23 protein-coding genes are annotated in these 22,588 nt (G+C 70.1%); 14 read left to right on the top strand and 9 right to left on the bottom strand.

The window, feature by feature from the left end; all coding sequences use genetic code 11:
• Positions 1-6 precede the first annotated feature (6 nt).
• Together AC1ROW_RS08850 and AC1ROW_RS08845 are read left to right on the top strand one after the other, a co-directional pair.
• On the top strand, positions 7-276 hold the full coding sequence (locus tag AC1ROW_RS08850) for a type II toxin-antitoxin system TacA family antitoxin (RefSeq protein WP_431348364.1): 270 nt from the start codon (positions 7-9) through the stop codon (positions 274-276).
• 7 nt (positions 277-283) lie between these two features.
• Positions 284-799, top strand: a complete 516-nt coding sequence (locus tag AC1ROW_RS08845) for a GNAT family N-acetyltransferase (RefSeq protein ID WP_493018511.1) — start codon at positions 284-286, stop codon at positions 797-799.
• 7 nt (positions 800-806) lie between these two features.
• Here the strand turns inward: AC1ROW_RS08845 and AC1ROW_RS08840 are convergent, their stop codons facing one another.
• The 7 genes from AC1ROW_RS08840 to AC1ROW_RS08810 all read right to left on the bottom strand — a co-directional run bounded on the left by AC1ROW_RS08840 (position 807) and on the right by AC1ROW_RS08810 (position 9,369).
• On the bottom strand, positions 807-1,871 hold the full coding sequence (locus AC1ROW_RS08840; RefSeq protein ID WP_493018510.1) for an alpha/beta fold hydrolase: 1,065 nt from the start codon (positions 1,869-1,871) through the stop codon (positions 807-809).
• Positions 1,872-2,780 (bottom strand): alpha/beta fold hydrolase, encoded by a 909-nt coding sequence (locus tag AC1ROW_RS08835; RefSeq protein ID WP_493018509.1) that lies wholly within the window; start codon positions 2,778-2,780, stop codon positions 1,872-1,874. It lies immediately after the preceding gene.
• On the bottom strand, positions 2,777-3,523 hold the full coding sequence (locus tag AC1ROW_RS08830) for a 3-hydroxybutyrate dehydrogenase (protein ID WP_493018508.1): 747 nt from the start codon (positions 3,521-3,523) through the stop codon (positions 2,777-2,779). Before AC1ROW_RS08830 ends, AC1ROW_RS08835 begins: the two co-directional genes overlap by 4 nt.
• Positions 3,524-3,741: 218 nt before the next feature.
• Complete coding sequence (locus AC1ROW_RS08825) at positions 3,742-6,057, bottom strand: beta-xylosidase/alpha-l-arabinosidase (protein ID WP_493018507.1); 2,316 nt, start codon at positions 6,055-6,057, stop codon at positions 3,742-3,744.
• A gap of 59 nt (positions 6,058-6,116) precedes the next feature.
• Entirely contained in the window at positions 6,117-6,998 is an 882-nt protein-coding gene (locus AC1ROW_RS08820) for a carbohydrate ABC transporter permease (protein WP_493018506.1), read from the bottom strand.
• Positions 6,998-8,029, bottom strand: a complete 1,032-nt coding sequence (locus tag AC1ROW_RS08815) for a carbohydrate ABC transporter permease (protein WP_493019003.1) — start codon at positions 8,027-8,029, stop codon at positions 6,998-7,000. Before AC1ROW_RS08815 ends, AC1ROW_RS08820 begins: the two co-directional genes overlap by 1 nt.
• Before the next feature lie 47 nt (positions 8,030-8,076).
• A complete protein-coding gene (locus AC1ROW_RS08810) occupies positions 8,077-9,369 on the bottom strand; it encodes an ABC transporter substrate-binding protein (RefSeq protein WP_493018505.1) in 1,293 nt (430 codons plus the stop codon).
• 233 nt (positions 9,370-9,602) lie between these two features.
• On the opposite strand from AC1ROW_RS08810, the gene AC1ROW_RS08805 reads away from it, so the two are divergent.
• Positions 9,603-10,601 (top strand): LacI family DNA-binding transcriptional regulator, encoded by a 999-nt coding sequence (locus AC1ROW_RS08805; RefSeq protein WP_493018504.1) that lies wholly within the window; start codon positions 9,603-9,605, stop codon positions 10,599-10,601.
• A gap of 130 nt (positions 10,602-10,731) precedes the next feature.
• Here AC1ROW_RS08805 and AC1ROW_RS08800 read toward each other — a convergent pair whose 3' ends face one another.
• Entirely contained in the window at positions 10,732-11,334 is a 603-nt protein-coding gene (locus tag AC1ROW_RS08800; RefSeq protein WP_493018503.1) for a TetR/AcrR family transcriptional regulator, read from the bottom strand.
• A gap of 123 nt (positions 11,335-11,457) precedes the next feature.
• Here AC1ROW_RS08800 and AC1ROW_RS08795 point away from each other — a divergent pair, with 123 nt between their 5' ends.
• The gene (locus AC1ROW_RS08795) at positions 11,458-13,182 is read left to right on the top strand and encodes an amidohydrolase (protein WP_493018502.1); all 1,725 of its coding nucleotides are present in this window, start codon (positions 11,458-11,460) and stop codon (positions 13,180-13,182) included.
• Positions 13,183-13,355: 173 nt separating this feature from the next.
• Positions 13,356-14,747: an APC family permease gene (locus AC1ROW_RS08790; protein WP_493018501.1), complete on the top strand. Its 1,392-nt coding sequence runs from the start codon at positions 13,356-13,358 to the stop codon at positions 14,745-14,747.
• 71 nt (positions 14,748-14,818) lie between these two features.
• On the opposite strand, the gene AC1ROW_RS08785 is transcribed toward AC1ROW_RS08790, so the two are convergent.
• The gene (locus AC1ROW_RS08785) at positions 14,819-16,291 is read right to left on the bottom strand and encodes an MFS transporter (RefSeq protein ID WP_493018500.1); all 1,473 of its coding nucleotides are present in this window, start codon (positions 16,289-16,291) and stop codon (positions 14,819-14,821) included.
• A gap of 89 nt (positions 16,292-16,380) precedes the next feature.
• On the opposite strand from AC1ROW_RS08785, the gene AC1ROW_RS08780 reads away from it, so the two are divergent.
• From AC1ROW_RS08780 to AC1ROW_RS08740, 9 genes are all read left to right on the top strand, one after another.
• The gene (locus tag AC1ROW_RS08780) at positions 16,381-16,767 is read left to right on the top strand and encodes a MarR family winged helix-turn-helix transcriptional regulator (RefSeq protein ID WP_493018499.1); all 387 of its coding nucleotides are present in this window, start codon (positions 16,381-16,383) and stop codon (positions 16,765-16,767) included.
• Positions 16,768-16,946: 179 nt separating this feature from the next.
• Positions 16,947-17,261 carry a tryptophan 7-halogenase gene (locus AC1ROW_RS08775; protein WP_493019002.1) on the top strand — a complete coding sequence of 105 codons (315 nt, stop codon included), beginning with the start codon at positions 16,947-16,949 and terminating at the stop codon, positions 17,259-17,261.
• Positions 17,239-18,495, top strand: coding sequence for a tryptophan 7-halogenase (locus tag AC1ROW_RS08770; protein ID WP_493018498.1), 1,257 nt, complete (start codon positions 17,239-17,241; stop codon positions 18,493-18,495). Before AC1ROW_RS08775 ends, AC1ROW_RS08770 begins: the two co-directional genes overlap by 23 nt.
• 2 nt (positions 18,496-18,497) lie before the next feature.
• Positions 18,498-19,154, top strand: coding sequence for a LysE family translocator (locus AC1ROW_RS08765; protein WP_493018497.1), 657 nt, complete (start codon positions 18,498-18,500; stop codon positions 19,152-19,154).
• 22 nt (positions 19,155-19,176) lie between these two features.
• Positions 19,177-19,665, top strand: a complete 489-nt coding sequence (locus tag AC1ROW_RS08760) for a flavin reductase (protein ID WP_493018496.1) — start codon at positions 19,177-19,179, stop codon at positions 19,663-19,665.
• Positions 19,666-19,850: 185 nt separating this feature from the next.
• Positions 19,851-20,267: a substrate-binding domain-containing protein gene (locus AC1ROW_RS08755; protein ID WP_493018495.1), complete on the top strand. Its 417-nt coding sequence runs from the start codon at positions 19,851-19,853 to the stop codon at positions 20,265-20,267.
• Positions 20,268-20,300: 33 nt separating this feature from the next.
• Positions 20,301-21,278, top strand: a complete 978-nt coding sequence (locus AC1ROW_RS08750; protein ID WP_493018494.1) for a zinc-binding dehydrogenase — start codon at positions 20,301-20,303, stop codon at positions 21,276-21,278.
• Between the two features lie 175 nt (positions 21,279-21,453).
• Positions 21,454-21,909, top strand: coding sequence for a hypothetical protein (locus tag AC1ROW_RS08745; RefSeq protein ID WP_493018493.1), 456 nt, complete (start codon positions 21,454-21,456; stop codon positions 21,907-21,909).
• 101 nt (positions 21,910-22,010) lie between these two features.
• Positions 22,011-22,502, top strand: a complete 492-nt coding sequence (locus AC1ROW_RS08740; protein ID WP_493018492.1) for a hypothetical protein — start codon at positions 22,011-22,013, stop codon at positions 22,500-22,502.
• The last annotated feature ends 86 nt before the right edge of the window (positions 22,503-22,588 follow it).

Genomic DNA, 22,588 nt, shown 5'->3' with positions numbered 1-22,588 from the left:
GTCTCCATGCCCACCAAAGACCGTCGAATCGAAGTGCGCGTCACGAGCGCTCAGCGGGAGCTGATCGAACGGGCGGCGCTCCTCCAAGGGCGCACCGTCTCCGACTTCACCGCCGACACGCTCACCGAGCGGGCGGAGGAGGTCGTACGCCGCGACCGCGAACTGCGCGTCGACGAGGAGGCCTTCGCGGCGTTCGCGGAGGCGCTCGACGCACCGGCCCAGAGCGTCGAGGGTCTCGCCGAACTGTTCCGCCGCCGTTCCGTCTTCATCGACTGATCGCTCCATGCCTCGGTACCACCGGCCGCGTGCCATTCAGGCGGGCGACATCGCTTCCGACTTCGACTGCGGCATCGACGCCCTCGACCGCTGGCTGAAGGCGTGGGCGCGCCACAACGAAGCCGCCGGAGGCTCGCGCAGCTACGTGTCCGTCACGGACGACACGCGTCACGTCGCCGGCTACTACTGCCTGTCGGCGAGTTCGATCGCGCGCGCGGACGCGCCAGGCGCCCTCGCCCGCAACATGCCCGATCCGATCCCGGTCGCGCTTCTCGGTCGGCTCGCTGTGGATCGTCGGCATGCGGGCGTCGGCCTCGGCGCCTCCCTGCTCCAGGACGCCGTGCTGCGCGCCATCCAGGCGTCCGAGGCACTCGGCATCCGCGCTCTCGTCGTGAACGCGATCGACGACTCCGTTGTCCCGTTCTACGAGCGGTTCGGTTTCCGGCGGTTCCCCGACGGGTCCGAGCGCATCCTCTACCTGAAGATCGCGGACGCGTTGAAGACGGCGGCAGACCTCAGCTGACCCGGCCTCAGCTGACCCACGCCATCAGCTCCGCCAGGAACTCCTCCGGTTTCTCAATGTGCGGCGAGTGCCCGCACTCCTCGAACACCACCTCCCGACTCACCCCGCCCTGCGCCCGGTAGCTCTCCAGCACCGCGCGGATCTGCTTCAGCATCGGCTGCGGCGGCGCGACCTCTTCGCCGGGCCAGCCGGGAATGACGCCCGCGGCGCCGAGCTGGTTGAGGTCGAAGAAGGAGGCGTCGTTCACGATCGCGTCGAGGGCGCCGTGGATCCACAGGATCGGCGGCTTGACCGGGAGGTCGACGATGTCGGTCGTGTCGAAGTAGATCGGCGCCATCGTGTTGAGGACGCCGCGCGGGCCGGGCCCGAAGCCCGGCCAGTCGTCCGTCGCCGTCGCGTCGCCCGGGTAGTTGTCGACGCCGGTGGCGGTCGTCAGCATCGAGTGCACCCACAGGTCCTCGTACTCGGTCGTGAAGCCCGGCGCCACGTACGCAGAGCGGTAGACGGCGCGCGGGGAGGTGGGCGACTCCTCCCCGGTGTCGCCGGCGGCGAGTCGTTCCACGAAATCGGGGTTCGCCCCGCCGCCTCCCGTCCCGGACGCGGACGCGTTGAGGAGGCCGCCGTCCTCCGCGGTTCCGCCGAAGCCGTACGGCGAGACCGTGGACACCAGGGTGAGGCTGCGGACGAGGTCGGGGCGGTCGAGCAGCAGCTGCATCACCACGCCGCCGCCCATGCTCCAGCCGACCAGGTGCACCGGGCCGCTGTCGAGCTCGTCGAGCACGGCCGCGACATCCTCCGAGAAGTCGCCGACCCCGCGGGTGGCGTCGACGGGCAGCGTCTCGCTGTCGCCGAAGCCGCGGAGGTCGATCGCGAGGGCGCGCGTTCCCACCGGGAGCGACAGCATCGACGGCTGCCAGAACAGGGAGGACGAGACGTTGCCGTGCACGAACACGATGGTCCGGGTGGCGTCGGCGGCCACGGTCGGGTCGGTGGTGCGCGCCAGGACGTTGGCGGTGTAGCGGGAGGTCGGGATGCTGCGGGCGACGATGCCAGGGAGCAGGGTTCCGATCACTTACTTCTCCTTCGGGTGAGGGTGCGGAACAGGGGCCGAATGGTAGTGCGGGTGAGCCGGGTACGCGCCGGGCAGGTGCGGGCTGAGCTGGCGCACGCCTGCCTCCGTCATCACGATTGTGTAGTGGTTCGCGTCGTCGGCCTCGAACGCCTCGAACCACGGCAGCCGGGCGCGCCACTCGGCGGCTTGCTCCGGTGAGTAGAGCGGGTCGGTGTTCAGCAGCCCGCGGGGGACGCGCACGAATGCGATGGGAAGGGTCAGGCCGGCGAGCGCCTCCTCGTAGCTTCCGCTGCCGTCGACCTCGACCGCGTTGGCCGACATGGCCTCCTCGGACACGCTCGACCGCAGCTCGGGCTGTGTGCCGACCAGGTCGTACAGCGCGTACGCCTCGATGGCGTCGTTCCACCACGGGCCGAGCGCGGGATGCCGGTGCCAGAACGCGAGGTACTCGTCCGTGCTCGAGAAGGTCATCCGCAGCCGGTCGCGTGCGGGCCCGAGATCGGCCGTGCCACGGACAGGGAGACCGCCGTCGATCAGCACCAGCCGCTCCACCCGGTCGGGGTGCCGCTCGGCGAGCCGCACGGCGACGAAGCCGCCCATCGAATGCCCGGCGACGACAGCGCGCTCGACGCCGAGGCCGTCGAGCATCCGGGCGACGTCGTCGGCGTGGTCGGTCATGCCGTACGGCCCCGGGAGGCCTTTGCTGCGCCCACGCCCGCGCAGGTCGGGCGCGATCAGCCGCACGCCCGGCAGCGCCGCGGCGACCAGGCCCCACGACACGTGGTTGGCCGTGATCCCGTGGAGGCCGACCAGCGGCATCCCGCCTGCGTCGGCGTGCCACTGCCCGCCGGCGAGTTCGCCGCCGTCGACCGGGACGCGGAACGGCTCCGCCGGCGTGAAGCCCGTCACTTCGCGCTCCAGCCGCCGTCGATCGTGTAGCTGGCGCCGGTGACCATGCGCGACCCCTCTCCGGCCAGCCAGAGCGCGAGCCCGGCGACCTCCTCCGGCTCGACCAGGCTCTTGATCGCCGGCTCGATGAGCATGATCTTCTCCACCACCTCGTCCTCCGGGATGCCGTGCACCCGCGCTTGATCGGCGATCTGCTTCTCGACCAGCGCCGTGCGGACATAGCTCGGCTCGATGCAGTTGCTCGTCACACCGTGCGAAGCGCCCTCCAGGGCGGTCACCTTCGACAGGCCCTCCAGGCCGTGCTTCGCGGCGACGTAGGCGGCCTTGAACTCGGACGCGCGGAGGCCGTGGACGCTGGAGATGTTGATCACGCGCCCGAAGCCGCGCTCGTACATGCCGGGCAGCGCGGCCCGGATGAGGAGGAACGGCGCCTCCAGCATGATCCGCAGGATGAGCGCGAAGCTCTCCGGCTCGAACTCGGGGATCGGACGGACGTGCTGGATGCCCGCGTTGTTGACGAGGATGTCGGTGTCCAGGCGCAGGTCGCCGAGCGCCGCGGTGTCCGACAGGTCGACCTCCCACGCCTCGCCGCCGAGCCGGTGCGCCGTCGCGCGAGCGGCGTCCCCGTTCAGATCGGCGACGGTGACGTGCGCGCCCGCGGCGGCGAACGCCTCAGCGCACGCCAGGCCGATGCCGCTCGCCCCTCCGGTGATGAGCGCCTTGCGCCCCGAGAGGTCCGCCATGCCTGCCTCCTTCACCTGAGCCGACACCCGCACCCTACCCGCGGCCCGCAGCCGGGTGGAAGGCTCAGCCCCGGAGATCGGCGCGCCCCGGGTGGGCCGCGTCGGGAACGGAGGAGATGTGCGGTTCGGGAGGCCCAAGACGCAGCGAACGGAGGAGAGCGCGGCCGGGGGAGGGCGGATCTCCTCCGTTCGCGGAGGGTGGAAGGGGGAAGGGTGGGTCAGGCGGTGGGGGCGGGGGCGGAGGCGGCGACCGCGGTGCGGACGAGCCGGCCGTCGGCCGGGGTGACCGGGTGCTTCGGGCCGGTCAGCGCGACGCGCGTCTCGGTCTCGCGCTCGGCGCACGACGGGCCGACCCAGAGCTCGACGTCGCCGGGCTCCACGATCCGGATGCCGTCGAGGCCGGTGAACGCCAGGCGCGCGGTGGGCACCTGGAAGGTCACCTCGGCCTCCTCGCCCGGCTCCAGTGCGACCCGCGCGTAGCCGAGCAGCTGCGCGACCGGGCGCGTGACGCTCGCGAACACGTCGCGCGCGTACAGCTGCACCAGGTCGGAGCCGGCGCGCTCGCCACTGTTGCGGACGGTCACGCGCACCTCGAACTCGCCGCCGGCGGCCACGGCCGCGTCGGCCTCCAGCCCGGTGCGCTCGAACGTCGTGTAGCTCAGGCCGTGCCCGAACGGGAGGACCGGTGTGCTGTCGGCGCTGGTCACGTCCGACGGCCCGCCCAGCAGCGGGTGCAGGTACGAGAACGGCTGAGCGCCGGCCGACCGCGGCAGCGACACCGGGAGGTGGCCGCTGGGGGCGACACGTCCGGAGAGCACGGCGGCGATGGCGCGGCCGCCCTCCTCACCCGGGAAGAAGGCCTGCAGCACAGCGGCAGGGGCGTCCGGTCCGGTGATGGCCCAGTCGATCGCGTACGGGCGACCGGAGAGCACGATGACGACGGTCGGCGTCCCGGTGCGGACGACGGCCTCCACCAGCTCGCGCTGCACTCCGGGCAGCTCCAGGCTCTCCACGTCGTTGCCTTCGCCGACCGTGCCGCGGCCGAACAGGCCCGCACGGTCGCCGACGACGACCACGGCCACGTCGGCGTCGGCCGCGGCGCTGACCGCGGTGACGATGCCGGAGCGGTCGTCGCCCTCCACGTCGCAGCCGCGCGCGTGCACGAGCTCGGCGGACGGGAACTCCTCGCGCAGGGCCTCCAGCACCGAGGGGAGCTCGAAGCCGAGCGGGACCTCCGGGTGGTGGGCGAGCACGTGGTTGGCGAACGAGTAGCAGCCCATCAACGCCTCGGCGGCGTCGGAGTTGGGGCCGACGACGGCGATGCGCGCGGCGGCCCGGTCGCCCTCGAGCGGGAGCGAGCCGTCGTTGGTGAGCAGCACCAGCGACTCCTCGGCCAGCCGCAGCGCGAGGGCGCGGTGCTCGGGGGAGTCCAGGTCGACCGAGGCCGGCGGCTCCTCGAAGGTCTCGTCGAGCAGGCCGAGCTCCTCCTTCTGCGCGAGCAGGCGCAGCACGGCGCGGTCGACCAGCGCCTCGTCGGCGAGCCCGGCGCGGATGCGCTCGGCCAGCGGCGCGAGGAACGCGTCGCCGGTCGGCAGCTCGATGTCGATCCCGGCCTTCAGGGCAAGCTCGGCCGCCTCGCCGCGGTCGGCTGCGACGCGGTGCATGGTGTGCAGGAACGCCACGGCGAAGTAGTCGGCGACGACCGTCCCGTCGAAGCCCCACTCGTCCCGGAGCACGCCGGTGAGATAGGCGGGGTTCGCGGCGACGGGCACGCCGTCGATCTCCGCGTAGGAGTTCATCACCGAGCGCACGCCGCCGTCGCGGATCGCCATCTCGAACGGGGGAAGCAGTGTGTCCCGCACCTCGCGGTTCCCGGCGTGCACCGGCGCGTGGTTGCGGCCGGCCTGCGACGCCGAGTAGCCGACGAAGTGCTTGAGCGTCGCGTGCACGCCCGACGACTGGAGGCCGCGCACGTACGCGGTGCCGATCGTCCCGACCACGTACGGGTCCTCCGCGATGCACTCGTCCACCCGGCCCCAGCGGGGGTCGCGGATGACGTCGAGCACCGGTGCGAGGCCCTGGTGGATGCCGAGCTCGCGCATCGAGGCGCCGATCGCGGCACCCATCTCCTCCACCAGCTCCGGGTCGAAGGCGGCGCCCCAGGCGAGCGGCGTCGGGAACGTCGCGGCCTTCCACGCCGCCAGCCCGGTCAGGCACTCCTCGTGCACGAGCGCGGGGATGCCGAGCCGGGTCTGCTCGCGCAGCCGGCGCTGCTCCGACCACAGCCAGGAGGCGCGCTCCACGGGGTCGACGGGCCGTGTGCCGTAGACACGGGTGAGGTGGCCGATGCCCTGGGCGGTGGCGTCCTCATAGCTCTGGCCGGTCGTCATCTCCCCGTCGAGCGGGGCGACGTTGTCGTCGCCCTTGTCGACCCAGTAGCCGACGATCTGCGCGAGCTTCTCGTCGAGGGTCATCCGGGCGTGCAGATCGCGCACGCGCTCGGAGACGGTGGGGAGGTTGTCAGTGGTAGTCATGCTTCTTTCCTGCATACGAGTGGTACGGGAACGTGTCGGGAACGCGAGCGGAGGCGGGCTCAGCCCTTGACCGCACCGGTGAGGCCGCCGACGATGCGACGCTCGAACAGGCTGAAGAAGATCAGCGCGGGAATCATCGACAGCGACGTGAACGCCAGCACCTTCGACGTGTCCGTGGCGTACTGCGAGGAGAACGCCTGGACGCCGAGCGGGAGGGTGAAAGTCGCCTGGTCGTTCAGGATGAACAGCGGGAGCAGGTAGCTGTTCCAGCTGCCGATGAAGGCCAGGATGCCGACGGTGATGACGCCGGGGAGCGACAGCCGCAGCACCATCCGGAAGAAGAAGCCCAGGCGGCTGCAGCCGTCGATGAAGGCGGCCTCCTGGATCTCGTCGGGGATCGCGCGCAGGAACGGCACGAGGATGATGATGGTCGTCGGCAGCGCGAAGGCGATCTGCGGGATGATGACGCCGGCGAGGGAGTTCATCAGGCCGAGGTTGCGCACCACGATGTAGAGCGGCGTGATGGCGACCGTGATCGGGAACATCAGGCCCGCGGCGAACAGTGCGTACAGGAAGCCGTTGCCGCGGAACGGGTAACGGGCGAGCACGTAGCTGGCCATCAGGCCGAGCGCGACGGCGCCGATGGTGGTGACCAGGGCGGCGATCGTCGAGTTCAGCACCTGGCCCCAGAACACGCCGCCTGTGAGCACGTCGAGGTAGTTGGCCGGGTTCCACGGGTTGGGGAAGCCGGCCGGATCGACCGTGATCTGCGAGTTGGTGCGGAAGCCGCCGATGATGATGTATGCGATCGGCACGATCATCAGTGCGATGATCACGAACGCGATGAAGTAGACCGTGGGCGAACCCCACGGCAGGCTCTTGCGCTCCGCGCGGCGCTGGGCGCGCGTGGAACGGGTGGGGGCAGCGGTGAGGGTGGTCATCACGCCGTCCTTTCTTTCGAGGACCCGGCCCGGCTCTTCGTGCGCTCGGCCTTCTTGGCGGTCGTCACGGCGCCTGCGGTGTCGCGGCGGAGGACGAAACGCTGGTAGATGAGCGCGACGAAGAGCGAGATGAAGAAGATCACGACGGCGACGGCATTGCCGTAGCCGAAGTTGCCGGCGTTGCGGCCGTTGGCGACCATGTAGGTCGCCATGGTCGAGGTGCCGGCGGTGGAGGCGACGTACTGACCCCAGATGATGTAGACGAGGTCGAACAGCTGGAGAGCGCCGATCACCGAGAGGAAGGCCCAGATGCGCAGCGTCGGGGCGAGCAGCGGCAGCGTGATCCTGCGCTGGATCTGCCAGTACGACGCGCCGTCGAGGGCGGCGGCCTCGTAGAGCTCCTCCGGGATGCCCTGCAGCCCGGCGAGGAAGAGGATGACGGCGAAGCCGACGTACTTCCAGGTCAGGATGCCCATCAGCGTCCAGATGGCGATGTTCGGGTCGGAGAGCCAGTCGTGCGCCATCCAGCCGAGGCCGACGTTGTGCAGGAAGCCGTTGAAGGCCCCGTTGGTGGCGAGCAGCAGGCTCCAGCCGGTGCCGACCACGACCTCCGAGATGACGTACGGGACGAAGATCAGCACCCGGATGATCGACTGGCCCTTCATCCTCCGGTTGAGGAGGAGCGCCAGGAGGATGGCGACCGGCCCCTGGATGACGATGGACATCACCACGATGAACGCGTTGTGTCCGAGCGCCGCCTGGAACGCCGGGTCGGTGAGGATGACGAGGTAGTTCTGGAGGCCGACGAAGTCGGTCGGGGGGCCGTAACCCGCCCAGCGGAAGAAGCCGTAGTACGCGGCCATCACGACGGGGAGGATGACGAAAGCCAGGAAGACGATGACGGCGGGGCCGGCCAGGAGGAGGATCTCGGCGCGGAGGCCCCAGCCCGCGCCGCGGCGGCGGCGCGGCTGCGACGGGAGCGACGCGGTGGCGCCGCTCCCGTCGTGCTGCGCGAGATCCGCCGTCGACACGCGCTCGGTCGAGGTTGACTCGCGGGTGTTGCTCACTGTCGGGCCTCTCAGCCCTTCTTGGCGGCGTCGTTGGCGGCCTGGATCATGCCCTTGGCGTCGGTCTTGCCCGCCAGCATGTCGACCACGGCCACGTTCAGCGCGTTGCCGATGTTCTGGCCGAGGACCGTGTCGAGCCACTGCGAGACGAACGGCGCCTTGTTGTAGGCGGCGAGCACCTCCTTGAGGTACGGCTCGGTGACCTGCTTCTGCGCCTCGGTGTTGACCGGCGGCGAGTTGAACGCCTTGTAGTAGGCGACCTGCTGCGGGGTCGTGGCGATGAAGTTCAGGAAGTCGGCGCACTGCTTCGGAGCCTTGGCCGAGCAGGAGTAGCCGTCGACGCCGCCCATGATCGAGCCTGGCTCACCCTTGCCGGCCTTGGAGAGCTCCGGGAACGGGTAGAAGCCGAGGTCGGGCAGGGGCTTCTGGTCGGGGGTGAGCGAGGCGATCACGCCCGGGTCCCACGCGCCCATGAGCTCCATCGCGGCCTTGTGGTTGGCCACCAGACCGGCGGAGGAGCCGGCGCCCTGCTGGGCGGAGGTGGTCAGGAAGCCGTCGTTGAACGGCTTCTGGCCGGCGAAGGTCTGCAGGTCCTGAGCGGCCTTGAGCCAGCAGCCGTCGGAGAAGCTCTTCGAGTCCGCCGTCTTCTGCATCGTGTCGCCGGAGCACTCGCGGAGCGCGAACCAGTAGAACCAGTGCGCGGCGGGCCAGGCGTCCTTGGCGCCGAGGGCGATCGGGGCGACGCCCGTGGCCTTCAGCTTCTGGACATCGGCGCTGAGGTCGTCGATGGTCTTGGGAGCCTCGGTGATCCCTGCCGCCTTGAAGAGGTCCTGGCTGTAGAACAGGCCGCCAGGGAGGACCGAGAGCGGCATCGCGTAGACCTTGCCCTGGTAGGTCTCGGCCTTGAACGAGCCGGAGGAGATGACCTTCTTGGTGTCGGAGGAGACCTTGTCGGTCAGGTCCATGACCTGGCCGGCCTGCACCATCGCGGCCATCTTGCCGCCGCCGCGCTGCAGGAAGATGTCCGGTGCGTCACCCGAGTTGAGCGCCGTCTGCAGCTTGCCGTCGAGGTCCTCGTTCTGGATCGACTGCATCTTGATCGTGACGTTCGGGTTGGCCTTCTCGAAGGCCGCGATCGCGTCCTTCCAGTACTGCTGGCCGGGGCCGGTGGTCGAGTTCTGCCACAGCGACATGGTCACTTTGCTGTTGCTGGAGCTGTCGGAGGAGGTGCCGCTGCACGCGGTGAGCGCGAGCGAGCCGGCGGCCAGGACAGCTGCTCCGATGAGGAGCTTCTTGGCTTTCATGTGATTCCAACCTGTTCTCTTCGTTGAGCGGCATCCGCGGATTCGCGATGCCTGTGACGATGTCCGTGCCGGGGGCTGCCGGCCTGGCGAAGCCTCTCGCCTGGGCCGATCAAGGACTCGTCGGGTCCGGGAGGCTGACCGGACCACGTCAGTGTCGCAAGCCCACCTGGGAGTGTCAAACGTTTTCGAAATCCTTTTCGAAATCCTTTTCCATGTTGCTATGCTGCTCGATCATGGGACGGCGTCCAACCATCAACGACGTGGCCGAGGCGGCCGGAGTGTCCGCTGCGACCGTGTCCAAAGCGGTCAACGGCCGCTACGGCGTCGCCTCGCACACGGCCGAGCGGGTCCTCCAGGTCGTGGAGGAGCTCGGCTACGAGTCGAGCCTCGTGGCGTCCAGCATGCGCTCGCGGCAGACCGGTGTGATCGGGGTGCTCGTGGCCGACTTCGAGCCGTTCAGCGCCGAGGTGCTGAAGGGCGTCGGCGCAGCGCTCGCGGACTCCCGCTACGACCTCCTGGCCTACAGCGGTTCGCGGCAGCTCGCGCAGGAAGGCTGGGAGCGCCGGTCGCTGAGCCGGCTGAGCGGCACGCTCATCGACGGCGTCATCATGGTGACGCCGACCGTGGTCAACGTGAACGCGGACGTCCCGATCGTCGCCGTCGACCCGCACACCGGCCGCGCCGACCTCCCGACGGTGGAGTCAGACAGCTTCGGCGGGGCGCGCAGCGCGGTGGACTTCCTGATCGGTCTCGGTCACCGACGGATCGGCTTCGTCGCCGGCCGGCCTGACCTGCGCTCGTCGGCCGCCCGCGACGCCGGCTACCGGCGCGCGCTGGCCGAGGCCGGCATCCCCTTCGACCCGGCGATCGTCGGCGTCGGCAACTACGAGCAGGACAGCGCGCGGGAGGCCGCCCGCCACCTGCTGGCCGCGCCCGAACGGCCCAGCGCGATCTTCGCCGCCAACGACCTGTCCGCGATCGTGGTCATCGAGGTGGCCCACGAGCTCGGGCTGGAGGTGCCGCGGGACCTGTCGGTGGTGGGCTTCGACGACATCCCGGAGGCGTCGCGGTTCTCCACGCCACTGACGACGATCCGGCAGCCGATGGGACGGCTCGGGGCCGCGGCGGCGGAGCTGGTGGTGGCGCTGATGGCCGGCGATGAGCCGGACCCGACGCACATCCGGCTGCCGACGCGGCTCATCCGCCGCGCGAGCACGGCGCCGCCGGCGTAGCGCCCGGTCCAAGCGGTCGCCGCTTGCGAAGGAGAACCGGCTGCGACACGCTGCCCGTCTCCGTTCGGACAGCCTTCGGAAGGAGATCCACGACCGTGTCTCCTTCCGGGGCGTGCGCCCCGGAACCGGCTCAGAGGGTGGTCGGGGCGCCCAGGCCGGAGGCGGCGGCCCGCATCGCGGCCTCCGCACTCTCGACCGTGATGAGGCTGTTTCCCGCGACGATGTGGAGGCCGTAGGCGTCCTCCAGCGCGACCAGGTTCATCGCCAGGGTCTCGATCGGGAGCGCCGGCGCGAACGCGCCCGACGCGACGCCGCGCTCGAGGATGCCCGTGTAGGTGGCGAGCTGGCGCAGGTACATCCGCTCGACCAGCTCGTCATGCAGCGTGGACGTGCCGGCGAGCACGTCGAACTCGTAGAGCAGGCGCATGAGGGCGTCGTCCGGGCCGCTCGGCAGGCCCTCCCGGATGGCGGCGGCGAGCTGCAGCTGGGGCTCGGGGATGCCGGCGACCACCGCGTCCCGGCGGTCGCAGAACCGTTCCAGGCCGGCGCGGTGGGCTTCGACGAGGAGCTGGTCGAGGTCGTCGTAGTAGTAGAGGATCGCCCCGCGGGTGAGTCCTGCCGTGGCCGCGACGTCGGCCAGCGAGAGCGAGCGGAGGCCGTGCTCGCCGACGGCGCTCAGCGCCGCCTCGATGAGGTCGGCGCGGCGCTCATCCTGCTTCTTCGGCCGGGCCACGATTCGACCCTACCGGCGCGCGCCTGCCGGACTCGCTTGACACCGTTCGCGGCGGCGTGGCACACTCGTCGAATTCTTTGACGCAAGTGTCAAAAAATTCTCCTCACCGTCGATGGGACCACCGTGACCGCACCCCGGACCGCCAGAATCACGCAGACCGCCGAAACCACGCAGACCGCCGACCTCCTGCTCACCGGAGCCCGGGTCCGGACCTTCGACGACGCTCAGCCGTGGGCCGAGGCCGTGGGCGTGACCGGCGGCCGGATCAGCTACGTCGGCCCGGCGGCCGAGGCGCCGGCGGCGCGCGAGACCCGCGAGCTCGGCGGCGCGCTGGTCACACCGGGGATCATCGACAGCCACAACCACCTCCTGCTGGGCTTCGACCCCGACGCGGTGAGCCTGGAGGGCGCCGAGACCTTGGAGGAGGTGCGCCGCCGCATCCGCGACCTCGCCGAGCGGCGCGCCGACCTCGACTGGATCTGCGCGGAGAACGCCGTCTACTCGATCGTGACCGGCCGGCGCCCGAACGCCGGGGATCTGGCCGGGCTCACCGACCGGCCGGTGTTCGTCACGACCTACGACCAGCACTCGGTCTGGCTGAACGACGCCGCCCTGCGGGTGCTCGGGATCGCGGACGGCCACGACATCCCGTGGGGCCGCCCGGAGCGCGACGACGACGGCCGCGCGACCGGCTGGGTCACCGACTTCTACACCAGCGCGATGACCACCGCGGGGCTCGCGGGTCTGCAGCGCGACATCCCGCTGTACTCGCCCGAGCGCCGCTACCGCCGCCTGCTCGGCAGCCTCGCGCTCGCCACGGCGTCCGGGATCACGACCGTGGTCGAGCCGCAGGTCCCGCTCGCGGAGATCGGCCTGCTCGACCGGGCGCGCGAGCGCGGGCTGCTCAGCTCGCGGGTGATCGCGGCGCTGTTCCATCCCATCGACGCGGACGGCGCCTTCCGCCGCGAGCTGCGGGACGCCGTGGACGGCGCACCGGTGGACGAGCTCCTGCGCTTCGGCCCGGTGAAGCTCTATGCGGACGACGTGATCGAGCCGCACACCGCCTGGATGCTGGACGACTACGCGAACCGCCCCGGCCACCGCGGCCACCCCTCCGCCCCGATCGGCGAGCTGACCCGCATCGTCACCGAGCTCGACCGGCTCGGCTTCCAGACGCACACGCACGCGACCGGCGACGGCGGCATCCGTCTCGCCCTCGACGCGATCGAGGGCGCAGCGCGGACCAACGGCACGCGCGACCGCCGGCACGGGATCGTGCACGTCGAGTGCCTGCACCCCGACGACCTCCCGCGCTTCGCGGCGCTCGGCGTGACGGCCGCGATGCAGCCGCGGCACTGCTCGCCCGACCTGGTCGCGGGCACCTGGATGGAGAACGTCGGAGAGCAGCGCTGGGACCGCGCCTGGCGCCTGCGCTCGCTGATGGCATCGGGCGCGCACGTGGCGCTGTCCAGCGACTGGCAGGTCGGGGAGATGGATCCGCTCGTCGGCTTCTACTCGGCGCTCACCCGCGCGGGCCTTGACGGACGCGACGCCTGGACACCCGCCGAGCGCATCGGCCTGGACGACGCGATCCGCGGCTACACCCGCGAGGGTGCGTGGGCGTGGCACGCGGAGGACGACCTGGGGGTGCTGCGCGTGGGGGCGAAAGCGGATGTCGTCGCGTGGTCGGGGGACCTCTACGCGCACGAGGGCGACCCGGCCGCGCTGCTGGAGCAGCGGGCGGCCCTGACGGTGGTCGGGGGCGAGGTCGTGCATGACGCGGACCGGGATGCGCCGGCGCCGGAGCAGTTCGGGGCGCTCGCGCACTGCTCGGCGGCGGGGCACTAGCGGGCCGCGCCGCCGCGCTCGTCGCAGCGCCGCACTCGCGCCGCCCCTCTCGTCGCAGGGCCGTCCGGGTCGCATCCCTCACCACCGTCTTCCACATCACGTTCCTCCCCGACTGTTCCCGTCCCTCTCCCACCGTCGCCGTTCCTCTCCACCGTCGCGAAAGGATCCACCCGATGTCCCAGCTCGACCCCGCCATCTCGCCCGCCCGTTCCGCCGAGACCGCCGAGGAGCTGGAGGCCGCCGGCCTCCGCCGCAGCCTCACCCTGCGCCACATCGTGTTCCTCGGCCTCGCCTACATGGCCCCGCTGGCGGTGTTCGACACCTTCGGGATCGTCGCCGACATCACCCACGGTCACGTTCCGCTGTCGTACCTGCTGGTGCTGATCGCGGTCCTCATCTGGGCGCTCAGCTACGCCAAGATGGTCCGCTTCTACCCGCGCGCGGGCTCCGCGTACACCTACACTCGCGAGGCGATCAACCCGCACCTCGGGTTCCTGGTCGGCTGGGCGGCGACGCTCGACTACCTCCTGCTGCCCATGATCAACGCACTGCTCTCGGCGATCTACATGACGGCGGCGTTCCCGGAGGTGCCGTCATGGGTGTGGATCCTGTCGACCATCGTGCTGTGCACCGCGCTCAACCTCATCGGCGTGCGGATCGCGGCCAAGGTCAACGTGATCCTGGTCGTCATCCAGGTCGTGGTCGCCGTGGCGTTCGTCGGGCTCACGATCAAGAACATCGTCGAAGGCGCGAACGGCGCGCACTTCTCGGTCGCGCCGTTCTTCTCTCCCGGGATCGACGCCGGAGCCATCGCGTCCGGCGCCGCGATCCTCGCCCTGTCGTTCCTCGGCTTCGACGCGGTCAGCACGCTCGCGGAGGAGGCGGAGCACCCGCGGCGCGACATCCCGCGTGCCATCCTCATCATCGTGGGGGTCGCGGGCCTCTTCTTCGTGAGCGTCACCTACGTGATGCAGGTGCTGTTCCCGGACGTGTCGAAGGTCGGCAACATCGTCGGGGCGTCGCCCGAGATCGCGAAGTACATCGGGGGTGCGGCGTTCCAGGCGCTCTTCATCGGCGGCTTCATGGTGGCGGTGCTGGGCTGTGGGATCACGCAGCAGATGAGCGCGGCGCGCCTGCTGTTCGCGATGGGCCGCGACGGCGCACTCCCGCGCCGCTTCTTCGGCAGGCTCAACAAGGCGGGCGTCCCGGCCGGGAACGTGCTGCTCATCGCGGCCTTGGCCTGTTCGGCCGTCTTCCTCGACCTCAGCCGCGCGGCCTCGCTGATCAACTTCGGCGCGTTCGCGGCGTTCATCTTCGTCAACCTGTCAGTGATCTTCACCTACGTCCGGTTCGTGAAGGAGCGCGGCTGGCGCCGCGCCTTCGGGTTCGTCGTGCTCCCGGCCCTCGGGGTGGCGGTCAATGTCGCCCTCTGGTTCAGCCTCGAGCCGAGCGCCATGGTCGTCGGAGGGGTCTGGGTCGCGCTCGGCCTCGGCTACCTGCTCTGGCGGACGCGGCTCTTCCGCATCGCACCCCCCGCCCTAACCGCCCCCCTCGAGCACCCCTGATACAAGCCGCCGAGTACGACGGTAATCAGGCATTTGCACGATCAAAGCCTGATTTTCGTCGTACTCGACTGTTACGGCTTCGCGGGGCGGCGGCGGGGGAGTGCCGCGATGAGGAGGCCGGCGAGCGCCAGCCCCGCGCTCAGGTAGAGTCCGGGACGGTAGTGCGCCAGCTGTGCGGCGAGGCCGGCCGGGTCGTGGGTCGCGGCCGCCGCCGGGCCGCCCGCGATCAGCGCGGTCGTGACCGCCAGTGCGAGGGCGCCCCCGACCTGGGCGCTGGTCTGCACGAGCCCGGCCGCGAGTCCCTGCTCGTCGTCGTGGACACCGGTCGTCGCCTGCACCTGGATCGACGGGAAGCCGATCCCGAAGCCGACACCCAGCAGCACCACCGGCGGGAGCACGTCCAGCCAGTAGACCGGAGCGGTGCCGAGCCGCAGGAACAGCAGGTAGCCGGCGGAGAGCGAGCCCAGGCCGACGATGATCAGCACGGTCGGCCCGAAGCGGTCGATCAGGCGGTCGGTGAACGGCGCGCTCGAGACGACCACCAGCCCGGTCGGCAGCAGCGCGAGCGCCATGCCGAGCGGCGACCAGCCGAGGACGTCCTGCAGGTAGAGCGTCAGCACGAACTGGAAGGAGACGTACGAGCCGAACAGGGTGATCGCGGTGAGGTTCGCGCGCAGCACCGAAGCGATCCGGAAGATCCCGAACCGGATCAGCGGATGCCGCACCCGCAGCTCCAGGATCACGAACGCGGCCAGCAGCACGCCGGCGACGACGAAGCCGAGCACGGTGGGCAGCGAGCCCCAGCCCGCACCCGGCGCCGACACCACCGTGTAGACGAGCAGCAGCATCCCGGCCGCCAGCAGGATCGCGCCGAGGACGTCGTGACCGGCGCCGCGCTCGCGGGCGTCCTTCGGCACGAACAGGAACCCGAGCGCCAGGGCGAGCACGGCGAGCGGGACCGAGAAGAGGAAGGTCCACCGCCAGCTCAGCGACGTCATCAGCCCGCTCATGATGAGCCCGAGCGAGAAGCCGCTCGCGGCGAAGGTCGTGAAGATCGAGATGGCCTTGTTGCGCTCGGGCCCTTCCTCGAAGTTGGTCGTGATCAGCGAGAACGCCGCGGGCGCGGTGAACGCGGCTGCCACGCCCTTGACGAAGCGGCTGGCGATCAGGAGGCCCGCATCCATCGAAAGCCCTCCGGCGAGGGAGGCCACGGTGAAGACGCTCAGCGCGACCAGGAGCACCGTGCGGCGGCCCAGCAGGTCGGCCAGGCGCCCGCCGAGCAGCAGGAGGCTGCCGTAGCCGAGCACGTAGCCCGACACGATCCACTGCAGTGCCCCCGGCTGGAGGCCGAGCTCCTTGCCGATCGACGGGAGGGCGACCCCGACCATCGAGACGTCGAGGCCGTCGAGCGCGATCACGATGCAGGTAGCGAAGAGCAGCAGCCAGCGGGCGCGGCTCCACCGGACGGCCGGGGCGGATCCGGCGGTGGTGGGCGGCCCGGACGGCCGGACGGCGGGGCGGGAGGCGGTGTCGGAGTTCAGCACGAACGAGAGTCTATGACACGGAATAGATTGTGTCAGCAAAGTATGCACATTCATGTAGTTCGCAAGGAAGCGAGCGTATCATTGCACCCGTGAACGAACCGGTCGACGTCTCGGCCCGCTGGCGAGAATTGCAGGGCCTCTACCTCAACACCGCCGCGGAGCTGGAGCGCACTCTCCAGCAGAGCCACCAGCTCGGCCTCAGCGAGTACGAGGTCCTCGACCTCGTCGCGGGCTACGCGAACGAGTCGTGCACCATGCGCAACCTCGTCGACCTCACGCCGATGACCCAGAGTGCCCTCTCCCGGATCGTCGACCGCCTCGTGAAGGCGGGCCTGGTGGAGCGGAACACCTGCGACTACGACCGGCGGGCGCTGTTCGTCGGCATCACGGCCGACGGCGCGCGCGTGCACGACGACGCGAAGCGCGAGTACGACGGGCTGCTCGAGAAGGCCTTCGCGGGGGCGGGGTCCGCGTAGAGCACACCTCTGCCGCCGAGCCCGCCACGGCGGGATGGCCGACCGGGTGAAACTTCGGTCCCTGAAATGCGGTACCCGCACGAACGGCGCAGAAGCTACGCCGGGCTGCCACTAGCGTGGCGGCGAGCGCGCTGGCGGGCTGGTCCGTCTGGCGCCGAGCACACGATCTCGGGGGAGACATGAAGAGGATTCTGGTTGTCGGCGGTGGAACAGCGGGATGGATGACCGCGGCGTACTTATCGAAGGCGGTGCCGTCGCTCGAGGTCACAGTCATCGAGTCGGCACGCGTGAACCGGATCGGCGTGGGTGAGGCCACCTTCAGCACGATCCGGCACTTCTTCGATTTCCTCGGCCTTGACGAGTCCGAGTGGTTGCCGCGCTGCGGCGGAGGATACAAGCTCGGGATCAAGTTCGAGAACTGGTCCGGCGACGGATCGCACTTCTTTCATCCGTTCGAGCGCTGGGACAAATGTGCGTGGATTCTCCCTCGCTGAATGGTGGCTCGCCGCGGACCCGGAAGAGCGAGGCCGGTTCGACACCGCGACGTTCGTCAGCCCGAATCTCTGCGAGGCCCTCCGATCGCCTCGACGTTCGGACGGAACGGTATACGTGCTCGCGCCGGAATCACTCGGCGAGACCACTCTCATGGAGCAGCGGGATCAATTCCCGTATGCCTACCACTTCGACGCTGACAAGGTCGCTGAGTTCCTCGCTGAGTACGCAGTTGCGCGAGGTGTCACACACATCACCGACGACGTCGTGGAGGTCCGAACCCGCTCGGAACGTATCGACGGTGTTCTGACCGGGGAACGCGGCCTCATCGAAGCGGATTATTTCGTCGACTGCACGGGGTTCAGGAGCCTGCTGCTCGGAGGCGCGCTCGGCGTGGAGTTCGAGTCTTTCGCCGACGTGCTCCCGAACAACCGGGCAGTGGCGTTGCGTGTTCCGCGCGCCGAGGTTGAGGACATGGAGCCGTTCACCACTGCGAAGACGATGACCGCCGGTTGGCGGTGGACCATCCCGCTCTACCAGCGCAACGGCTACGGGTACGTCTATTGCGACGAATTCATCACCCCGGACGAAGCCGAACGGGAGCTCCGCGATTCCATCCCGGTCGACACCGACGGCTATGAGGCGAATCACATCCGGATGCGCATCGGTCGCGCCACTACGCCGTGGCTCGGCAACTGTGTGGGCATCGGCCTCTCTGCTGCCTTCGTGGAGCCCCTGGAATCGACCGGCATCTTCTTCATCCAGCAAGCGATCGAGCTGTTCGTCCGATTCATGCCATCCGGAGATGACGCCGACGACGCGCCGCTCCGAGAGGAGTACAACCGACGCGTCCGTGGGATGACCGAAGGCGTCAAGCACTTCCTCGCCCTCCACTTCTCCGCGGCGCGCCGGAACGACTCCGCTTACTGGCGCGATCTCAAGACCCGTGTGAGGACTCCCGAGGTAGAACGCGTGCTCAGAGTGGGTGATGCGATGCTGCTCGACGATCAGAGCATCTACCCCGATTATCACGGCTTCGAGTCCTATTCCTGGAACACGATGCTCCTTGGCCTCACCGGCGGCCCGCGCCAGCCACGTCCAGCGATTCGCGCGCAAGGCAAGGACGCGGCGACCGACAACTTCTCAGCTGTGCGAGTGCGCGCCGACCAGGCGATCGCAACCCTCCCAACGTGCTATGAGTACATCGACGGGCTGTCGCGGAACGCGTCCAGCTGAATATGATCGCGGCTATCGTCGGCCTCGCTGTCGCGGTCGGAGTGCTGATAGCGGTCCCCGGTCCGAGCGTCATCTACCTGGTCGGCGTCGCTCTCGCCCACGGCCGTGGTACGGCGCTTCGGGCCGTGTTCGGCAACGCTATCGGCACCTTCACTGTCGGTGTGATAGTCGCGGTCGGCCTCGGCGTCCTGCTGACGCAGTACGAATTCCTGCTTGCGGTGGTGCGGATCCTCGGGGCAGTCATGCTCGCGTTCATCGGTCTGAGCTTCCTCCGCCGCTCAAGGACAGCATCGGGAAGCCTCGACACCGACGGGGGAGCGGATCGGGGACGCCGCGGTCCTTTCACGCTGGGGGTCGTCGTCGGGTTCACCAACCCGAAGGCGCTGATCATCTTCGCCGCGATCGTGCCCTCGTTCCTCCCGCACAACGACGACGCGATTCCACTTCAGGTCCAATTGCTCATCATGTCCGCCGTGCCTGTCCTGCTCGGAGTAGTCATCGACTTGGCGTGGGTCGAAGGAGCTCACCGTGCCCGGGCCCGGTTGGGCCGCTCGCCACGCGCCATCGCGTACTTCAACGCCGCGGCCGGCGTACTCATGCTCGTGTTGGCGCTGATTCTCGCTGGAGAAGCAGCGATTGTCCCAGCTCAGGGAGGGTAATGGCGGCGCGAAGGGGGAACCGATGAATAATTTGGACGAGGTGTATCGCGACGTTCTGAGACAGCGTCCTACAGCTGCCTGGGCGGCCACGCTTGGAGCAGCAGAAGGACAGATCTCGATGCTGCTGACCTCGTTCGTGTCTCTGTCCACCGAACCCGTGATGTTCGGATTCGTCGCCAACCCGCGGGGTCACTTCGGCAAGAGCGTATCCGTCGCCCTCCCCGTGGCTCTGACCCTGCTCACGGACGCACAGCGTGCTTTGGCGTTGCGGCTCTGCGGTGAAGCGGAGCCGCGCTGGGACTGGGGTGACGAGAAGCTGCACGTCAACGATGACGGTCTCCACCTGCCAGGTGAGTTCGTCGGCCAGTTCAGCGGACGAATCGAGTCCGTCACCGCCATCGGCTCAGGTCTGTTTGTGGTGGTCGGGGGCGTCCGCGCAGTGCGCGGCAATGACGAGCGGGCTTTGTACAGACATCAGGGCGTGTTCGTCCCGCGGGTTCCTGCTGATTGAGGGCACTCCGGGCCGGACCGAAACGCGTCGCGGCGGCCGCCGGCCGAACGCGGCGGAGCAAAGCCATCAGGACCGTGCCCCGCCGCGCTTCGCCCGCTCTCAGTCCCCCCGCGAACTGCGCCTTCTAGTCGGCGATCGCCTGGTTCCCGGCTGTCGTCGCGTCGCTGAGCGCCTGCTTCATCGTCTTGGAGCCCGAGAACGCTGCCTGCATTTGCGGGATCATCGCCGCTCGGATCGCGCTGAACGCACCCATAAGCAGCCGGGGCTGGCCGGGACGTCCGCGACGTCCGTCACCTGGTCGATCGCCGCCTGGGCGACCGGGTAGGTGCCCGAACGACCGCACGCAGGTCGCGGTGATGGAGTTCTGCCGGGCCGCGGGCGTGAACGTGCCGGGGGAGCTCTCGGTGACCGGCTTCGACGGGATCGGCCCGCTCACGACCTCCCTGCTGGCACTGACCACCTTCCGTCAGCCCATCGAGAAGATCGGGCGTGCGTCCGTGGACCTGATGATCGACGCGATCGAGCAGGGAGCGGGGGAGCCGGGTCAGATCCTGATGCGGGGAGAGCTCGTCCCGGGCGGGACGGTCGCCGCCGTGCATTGAGCGCCGTGCGCCCGGCCGCCTAGCATGGACCGCATGCGCGCGATCGTCCAGGACGAGTTCGGCGACCCGGCACGGGTCCTGAAGGTGGAGGAGCGTCCGCTCCCCGAACCGAAGGCGGGTCAGGTGCGGGTGCGCACCGTGCTCTCGCCCATCCACAACCACGACCTGTGGACCATCCGAGGCACGTACGGCTTCAAGCCGACGCTGCCCGCCGGGGCGGGGACGGAGGCCGTAGGCGTCGTGGACGCGGTCGGCGACGGCGTCACGGCGCTCGCTGTCGGGCAGCGTGTGGTCACCGGCGGCACGTTCGGCGTCTGGGCGGAGGCGTTCGTCGCACCGGCGGGCGCGCTCATCCCGGTGCCGGACGGGCTGCGCGACGAGGTCGCCGCGCAGCTCGTCGCCATGCCGTTCAGCGCGCTCAGCCTACTCGACTACCTCGACGTGAAGCCGGGGGAGGTCATCCTGCAGAACGCGGCGAACGGCGCGGTCGGCCGGCTGCTCGCGCAGTTCGCGGCGACCCGCGACGAGAAGGTCATCGGGCTGGTGCGCCGGCAGCACGACGCCGACGCGCTGGGGGCGCAGGGCATCCCGAACCTGGTCGCGACCGGCGCCGACGACTGGCGGCAGCGTGTGCGCGCCCTCGCGAACGGCGCCCGGATCGCGGTGGCGGTCGACTCGATCGGCGGCGAGGCGAGCGGCGAGCTGCTGGCGCTCCTCTCGGAGGGCGGCACGCTGGTGTCGTTCGGCTCCACCGCGGGCGAGCCGATGCGGCTGTCGTCCGGTGACCTCATCTTCAAGCAGACCGTGGTCAAGGGCTTCTGGGGCAGCAAGGTCAGCTCTTCCATGGAGCCGGGCAAGCGTGCGGAGCTCTTCGGCGAGCTGATCCGCGCGGCCGCGACCGGCGCGATCACACTGCCGGTGGAGGCCGTCTTCGGGTTCGACCGGATCCGGGAGGCGGTGGAGGTCGCGACCCGCTCCGGCCGCACAGGCAAGGTGCTGCTGCGCCCCTGAGGCACGCCGGTGGCTCCGCGACACGCCGGGTCCGTGTCGCCCGGATTGGGGGACAAATCAATGTCCTCCAAACGACCCACAGAACGGTCTTTCTGGCTATGCTCGCCGTGACGCATCGCAGCGTCGATGTTCCAAGCCTTTTGCCCCGACCCGAACCAAGCGGAAGGACCCTATTGTGAACCCCTCGAACGGAACCACCGTCGACCCCGAGAAGGCCGCGGAGCGCGCGCACGTGCTTCTCGAGTCCGAGATCACCGCCCGTCTCGACGCGGTGCGCGAACTCGCCAAGCGCCTCAACGACCTCGACAGCGCCATCGCCGACTACGTCTCCGCCTGGCAGGTCGCACAGCGCGCCGGCTGGACGGACAGCACGCTCTCCGACATCGGACTGCGCGCCCCCGAGTCCCTGCCGACCCCGGGCGGCCGCCGCTCAGCGGACCCGGCCGCGCCTGCCGCCCCGGCGACGCCCTCCTCGCCCGCGCTCGCCCCGGTCGTCGCCCTGACCCCGCCGCCCGCGCCGGCTCCGATGCCCGTCGTCTCCGCCCCCGCGTTCGGCCCGGCTCCGACGCTCGGCTCGGTGTCGTCGCTCCCGGCCGGCTCCCCGGCGGTCGTCAGCACGCCGTCGCACTGACCACGCGCGGCAGCTCGCGCCGCGCCGCATCGCAGCACATCGCACCACAGCACCGGCTCCACCTCACCTAGGACAGCCACGTCTACCCGAAGGACACGTCTGTGAACCACCACACCTCCTACGATCGCGCCCACGACGACGCGCAGCGGCTCGCCCGCCGCCACGAACGCGACCTGCACTGGGCCAAGGAACGCCGCCGCCAGCAGGAGCGGGAGATCGCCGCGGCCTCCGCGCTGCTCGCCATGAGCCGGTGGGCGCTCGCCCGCCGCGCCGTCCTGATCTCGGGCTCCCTGCTGGCGGCGGTCGCCGTGGCCGTGGGCTTCGCGACGGCGGCCCATCTCCCGGCCGGCTGGCTGCTCCTCGCCGACGCGGTGGCCATCGCGGCCGCGGTGACCGTGCTGATCTGCGCGGCGGTGGCGCTGGCAGGCGTGCGCTCCCGCCGTGCGGCCGCGCGCGACCTGGTGCGCTCGCACGACGCGCGCTTGTCGCACACGCAGTACCACATCAGCGAGAGCGCCCACACGTTCGTCGGCGCTCGCGTGGAGGTCGTCAACACGCGCCCGGCGAACGTCCGCCGCGGCGCGGCCGCCTGAGAGACGCGCAACGTTTCTCCGTGCTCTCTTAGAGCTTGCTGAGCCGAACAGTGCTTGACTGAGACGTCCGCCCGAAAGGAGACCCG

Source organism: Leifsonia sp. GW821-FHT13C09, assembly GCF_058806435.1.
The sequence above is the reverse complement of the archived record's forward strand: the minus strand, read 5'-3'. Positions and strand labels throughout refer to the sequence as shown.